General features: G+C 51.6%; 6 tRNA genes. All 6 read right to left on the reverse strand.

Annotated elements, in window-relative coordinates:
• Positions 1 to 27: 27 nt before the first annotated feature.
• The 6 genes from O3621_RS11470 to O3621_RS11495 all read right to left on the reverse strand — a co-directional run bounded on the left by O3621_RS11470 (position 28) and on the right by O3621_RS11495 (position 560).
• A tRNA-Leu gene (locus tag O3621_RS11470) sits at positions 28 to 113 on the reverse strand.
• A 7-nt stretch (positions 114 to 120) separates the two neighbouring features.
• Positions 121 to 192: transfer RNA gene (locus O3621_RS11475), tRNA-Gly, on the reverse strand.
• 14 nt (positions 193 to 206) lie between these two features.
• Positions 207 to 279, reverse strand: a tRNA-Thr gene (locus tag O3621_RS11480).
• A gap of 16 nt (positions 280 to 295) precedes the next feature.
• Positions 296 to 377 (reverse strand) — tRNA-Leu (locus tag O3621_RS11485).
• Positions 378 to 382: 5 nt separating this feature from the next.
• Positions 383 to 455: transfer RNA gene (locus tag O3621_RS11490), tRNA-Lys, on the reverse strand.
• 32 nt (positions 456 to 487) lie between these two features.
• Positions 488 to 560: transfer RNA gene (locus O3621_RS11495), tRNA-Asp, on the reverse strand.
• Positions 561 to 570 lie beyond the last annotated feature (10 nt).

Consider the following 570-nt stretch of genomic DNA (forward strand, 5'->3'; position numbering starts at 1 on the left):
CTTCTTCTACTGCCTCTTACAAGTCTATGCCGAGGACCGGAATCGAACCGGTACGATCGTTACCAATCGCAGGATTTTAAGTCCTGTGCGTCTGCCAGTTCCGCCACCCCGGCCGCCTCAAGCGAACGACGGGATTCGAACCCGCGACCCCCACCTTGGCAAGGTGATGTTCTACCACTGAACTACGTTCGCATCCTATTCAAAAATGCCGGCTACATGACTTGAACACGCGACCCTCTGATTACAAATCAGATGCTCTACCAACTGAGCTAAGCCGGCTCATTATTATCTTATATGCGGGTTAAGGGACTTGAACCCCCACGCCCTAAAGCGCCAGATCCTAAATCTGGTGCGTCTGCCAATTCCGCCAAACCCGCTCTTATGACCCGTACTGGGCTCGAACCAGTGACCCTTTGATTAAAAGTCAAATGCTCTACCAACTGAGCTAACGAGTCTCTTACTTTTATTGAAATCTTCTCGACTTCAACGGTCCCGACGGGAATCGAACCCGCGATCTTCGCCGTGACAGGGCGACGTGATAACCGCTACACTACGGGACCTATTCTTTTC

This window comes from Streptococcus sp. 20925_1_22 (assembly GCF_041431685.1).
Taxonomy (GTDB): domain Bacteria; phylum Bacillota; class Bacilli; order Lactobacillales; family Streptococcaceae; genus Streptococcus.